Origin of the sequence: Mesorhizobium sp. M7A.F.Ca.ET.027.03.2.1 (assembly GCF_003999175.1) — a bacterium.
GTDB lineage: Bacteria > Pseudomonadota > Alphaproteobacteria > Rhizobiales > Rhizobiaceae > Mesorhizobium.
Genome location: NZ_RZOM01000937.1, coordinates 1 through 2,451, shown reverse-complemented (window position 1 = coordinate 2,451; position 2,451 = coordinate 1). Strand labels below are relative to the sequence as shown.

General features: G+C 62.0%; 4 protein-coding genes. All 4 read left to right on the top strand.

Features of this window, described 5'->3' with window-relative positions; translation table 11 throughout:
* The first annotated feature begins 180 nt into the window (after window positions 1-180).
* The gene (locus tag EN750_RS29285; protein WP_127398834.1) at window positions 181-522 is read left to right on the top strand and encodes a DUF2147 domain-containing protein; all 342 of its coding nucleotides are present in this window, start codon (window positions 181-183) and stop codon (window positions 520-522) included.
* Window positions 523-727: 205 nt separating this feature from the next.
* The gene (locus EN750_RS39650) at window positions 728-904 is read left to right on the top strand and encodes a hypothetical protein (protein WP_189526552.1); all 177 of its coding nucleotides are present in this window, start codon (window positions 728-730) and stop codon (window positions 902-904) included.
* A 39-nt stretch (window positions 905-943) separates the two neighbouring features.
* Entirely contained in the window at window positions 944-1,138 is a 195-nt protein-coding gene (locus EN750_RS29280) for a hypothetical protein (protein WP_127292634.1), read from the top strand.
* A 74-nt stretch (window positions 1,139-1,212) separates the two neighbouring features.
* Window positions 1,213-2,451 (top strand): AMP nucleosidase (locus EN750_RS29275; RefSeq protein WP_127398833.1); only part of this gene is annotated, 1,239 nt, incomplete at its 3' end.

Sequence of the window (2,451 nt, the reverse complement as noted above, 5' to 3'; positions counted from 1 at the left end):
GGCGATGCGCCGATCGTTTCATTTCATCGTCGAGGAGGCGCTTTCAGGCGGCTGCAAAATCCCAAAGTCTTCCGCTACGGCACCGCTTTTGTTTTGCCGGGAGCTGGATTAGCTTACGTTTGCGTAAGCGGCAGACCGGCGAGGCGGAGCATCCGGCCGGACATCCACAGGGAGGAAGACATGTTTCGAAAACTGAGCCTGGCCCTTGCGGCCACATTGATCGTGGCGAGTGCGGCATGGGCCGATCCGATCGAAGGCAATTGGAAGACGCAGGCCGGCGAAACCGCGGCCATCGCCGCCGGCAGCTCGTTTTCCATCACGCTCAAGTCCGGGAAATATGCCGGCAAGACCATCGGCTCGCTCAAGGCGACAGGCGACAACAAATATGCCGGCAACATCACCGATCCGGCAAACGACAAGACCTATTCGGGCAAGGCGACATTGTCGGGCAGCTCTCTCAAGATGAGCGGCTGCGTGCTCGGCGGATTGATCTGCAAGAGCCAGACCTGGCACAAGCTCTGATCGACCACCCTTACGACATGAGGACGGGGCCCCAGCGGGCCCCGTTTTCGTTTTGTCGACACATCCTGCACCGGTGATGCTCGATATCCGCCGGCGGCTATCCAAACCGACGCCGGCGCCGTCGAAACCCCGTCAATCATCTTGAACGGCAGATGAACGCCGGCATCAGAGCCGGTTCAGTTGCATCAGGGCATTCTCCGGCGTGTTGAAGGAGACCGACCCGATGCTTGCTCGCCGCTTCACCATCGTCTGCCTGCTGGTGAGCCTGTTTGGAATGTTCTTCGCCATCCTCGTCGCCGAAGCGGGCCGTCCGGCCCGCGCCTGGGACGAAGCCAGTTCCAGAACCTGCCGCCTCGCCTGCCCCACCCATCTTCGCAACTGAACAAAGAACCAAGACCTCGAAAAGAAAAGCTGAAACACCATGAACCGCATCGCCGCCAACGCTCTCAAGACCCTTCGGCTTCTGCCGCGGGCGGCGCTTATCCTGGCGGTTCTGGCCGCTCCGGTTCTGGCCGTGCCGATGATGCGCTCAGATGCCGGCTCGACGATCGACGCACCAGCCCTGAAGAAGTCCGGCGTCGGCTTTGTGCTCCTGGTCAGCCTGCAGCGCGGTTGAAGAAAAACGGCGCGTTGGCCGCCTTCGGTCGCGACACCCCTCCCAAGTGCCGATCCAAGTCTCTATATTGAGCCATGGAAAAGCGAATCTACCCACAAGCCATCGAATCTGTCGTCATGCCGGAGCCTTTTGGCCGGCAAAGCTTTGATAGCGCCGAGAAAGCCGTCAAGGCACTGCAGGCGCTTTACGACCGCAACACCAAATTCCTGCGCGACTCGTTCGCAGAGCTGGCGGCAGCAGGCGGCGACAATGGCAAGCGCTACCGGGCCTTTTATCCGGAGATCGGTGTCACCACCAACTCGTTCACCCAGATCGACTCGCGCCAGGCCTATGGCCATATGCCGACGCCCGGGCATTTTTCCACCACCATCACCCAGCCGGGCCTGTTCGAAAGCTACCTCGTCGAGCAGTTGCGCCTGATCATGCGCAATCATGGGGTTGCGGTCACGGTGTCGGAATCGACCACACCCATCCCGCTGCATTTCGCCTTCCTTGAAGGCACCCATGTCGACGGCGCGACGGCAGAGCGCATCAAGCGGCCGATCCGCGACCTGTTCGACGTGCCGGATCTCGATGGCACCGACGACCAGATCGCCAACGGCACCTTCGAAGTCGCCTTCGGCGAGCCGAGGCCTCTGGCGCCCTTCACGGCGCAGCGCATCGATTATTCGCTGCACCGGCTGTCGCACTATACGGCAACCACGCCGCAGCAGTTCCAGAACTTCGTGCTGTTCACCAATTATCAGTTCTACATCGACGAGTTCGTCGCCCGCGCCCGCGACCTGATGGCCAATGGCGGCGGCGGATACACGGAGTTCGTCGAGCCGGGTAATGTCATCACCAAGAGCGGGCAAAGCGCGCCTAGCGAAGGCGTTGCACCGCCGCGCCTGCCGCAGATGCCGGCCTATCACCTGAAGAAATCGGGACATGGCGGCATCACCATGGTCAATATCGGCGTCGGGCCCTCCAACGCCAAGACCATCACCGACCATATCGCGGTGCTGAGGCCGCATGCCTGGGTGATGCTCGGCCACTGCGCCGGCCTGCGCAACACCCAGGCGCTGGGCGACTATGTGCTGGCGCATGCCTATGTGCGCGAGGACCATGTGTTGGACGACGATCTTCCGGTCTGGGTGCCGATCCCGCCGCTGGCCGAGATCCAGGTGGCGTTGCAGGAAGCCGTCGCCGAAGTCACCGGCCTTTCCGGCTACGACCTGAAGCGCATCATGCGCACCGGCACCGTCGCCACCATCGACAATCGCAACTGGGAACTGCGCGACCAGCGTGGCCCGGTACAGCGTCTGTCGCAATCT